This window comes from Succinivibrio sp., assembly GCF_045124615.1.
In the GTDB taxonomy this organism is placed as follows: Bacteria; Pseudomonadota; Gammaproteobacteria; order Enterobacterales; family Succinivibrionaceae; genus Succinivibrio; species Succinivibrio faecicola.
This window is the reverse complement of the sequence record NZ_JBGVMC010000401.1, coordinates 1-2043: the sequence shown is the minus strand read 5'-3', so window position 1 is coordinate 2043 and position 2043 is coordinate 1. Positions and strand designations below refer to the sequence as shown.

Here is a 2043-nt window from a genome sequence, read left to right as displayed (position 1 = left end):
AAAAATCGTTGATAGAGACTCAGGCAGTGATGAGAAAGTAAGGCTTTTAAGTGGTGATGGTAAAACATTTAATGGCTCTGGTCGAAAGAATTCTAAGCGTAATGTAAATGTTTTTAACATTTTAGATCCATCATCTGAACTATGCTTAACATCAATACCTTTAGATGACAAGGATTCTGAAATTCCTACATTTCAGCATGCTCTAAAATTCTATTCTTTAAAAAACACTATGGTTACTGCAGATGCACTACACTGTCAGAGAGACACAATGTCCATAATTTTAGAGAAAGGTGGTCTTTTCACTGTAACTGTTAAAGATAACCAATCAGCTCTAAAGGAAGTCATAGTTAAGACTTTTGACAGCAATAAAGACACTATCAATAAGATAGAATTCAACGACTGTGACTACTACATTTTTCCTATTGATTATGAACTTACTGAAGTTGAATTTCCTGGAACAAAAGCCTTCATAAAAATGGTGTCTCATAAGAGAAAAGATCAGGTCGATTACAATCCTGAACCTCAGTACTTTATATCCTCATCTGATAATCCACAACTCATTATGGAAACTATTGATAACCGTTGGCATATTGAAAGTGGTTACCACTGGTGGAAGGATGATTTTTTAAAGGAAGATGAGTGTACATTCATGGATAAAAATGCCATTAAAGTTATGGCTACATTCAATAACATTACCTATGCTTTATACAGAATCGCTTCAGCTATATTTGATGATTCATGCATGGCAGAAACAAGAATTCGTTACGAGGAGTGTCCTGAGAAAATGCTTGAGAAGCTAATACCTCTGATGGAAAAACAGAATCTGTCCATGCTTCTGAAGCAAAACATGAAAGGCAGAAAAAAGTCTTAATTTCAGACAGAAAAAAATAATTTATCCTCACTTTTCCAAGACATTAACAGATAAGGTTATAGACTTTATCTGTCGATGTTTTTTAGTCAATTTAAGTCAAAATATCGAACGATTTAACTTTTTTCTGATTTAGTCTCATCTTTTGAATCACTTTGGCTTGTTTATCAAGTATTAAAACTTAAAATATTCAGTGATGCGTAACTTCTACCCGATTTTCAAAAGTTTTTTTTATATCTGATACTTTTTTCTTTAAGATCAATTTTAAAGGACCTCCTTAAAATATTATAGATTGAGAGGCTTTTTCTTAATTAGGTTCTTCAGCATTAGCTAAATATACATTTGAATATGAAGTATAGAGATTATGGCAGCCATATTTTAAAAATCTATTCAGCTAGACGATTTTCGGGCGCCTTGCCACCCGAGAACGATTTTAAGCTGTCACAGTACCTTGCAAAACATCTTGTTTTGCTTCTTTGTTTTATCTTGGCTTATTAAATGATTGTAATCCATCAATATGCTCAAATAAATCATCTGCGACAGGATGCCAGAGAGGATCTAGAACAAAATCAATACCTTCTCTTCTTGCTAATTTAGCAGCAGGAACAAAATCACTATCACCAGCAATAAGAATAATCTGATCAACTTGTTTTTTTAAAGACAAGGAAGTAATGTCAATGCCAATACGCATATCAACACCCTTCTGTTTTGCATTTAGTCTTAAATCGTCTTCAGTTAACTCAGAAAATTTTTTATCTCCTCTAAAGAGTTTCTTTAAAACATCCTCTTTCAAAACATACTGAGGAGCTTCAGATAACCTTCCCATACGTAAAGCAAACTTTCTTCTATGCTTTAATTCATCATAAAAAGCTTCTGTCCACTTAAATACGTCTGACTTTCTGAAATTAACAGTCTTTCCTGTAATAGGATTAAAAATATTATCTGTAAGCCATGGACAATCATAATAAAAAATTCTGTACAGATATGAATTAGCTACATGTTTATAACAATAAGATTCAAGCTCATCAGCTCTTTCTTTTGCAGACTTTTCTCCCCATAAAGATTTTGCTCTTTTTCTATAAAATCCACCATCTACAAGAATTGCTGTTCTGATTTTGTCCATAAAACAATATTCCATATACTATAAGACCTCGACTTCGTCACTTCTCTGAGAG

The 2043-nt window shown here is 32.8% G+C and carries 2 protein-coding genes; one reads left to right on the top strand and one right to left on the bottom strand.

Features of this window, described 5'->3' with window-relative positions; translation table 11 throughout:
* Positions 1-871: ISAs1 family transposase (locus ACJML3_RS10660; protein WP_406023096.1), on the top strand; the 871-nt coding region annotated here is incomplete at its 5' end.
* Positions 872-1349: 478 nt separating this feature from the next.
* Here the strand turns inward: ACJML3_RS10660 and ACJML3_RS10655 are convergent.
* Positions 1350-1991, bottom strand: coding sequence for an NYN domain-containing protein (locus ACJML3_RS10655; protein ID WP_406023094.1), 642 nt, complete (start codon positions 1989-1991; stop codon positions 1350-1352).
* Positions 1992-2043: the final 52 nt, after the last annotated feature.

Coding starts and splice junctions, on each gene's coding strand:
- ACJML3_RS10655 (WP_406023094.1), bottom strand. CDS start 1,991: ATGGACAAAATCAGAACAGCAATTCTTGTAGATGGTGGATTTTATAGA.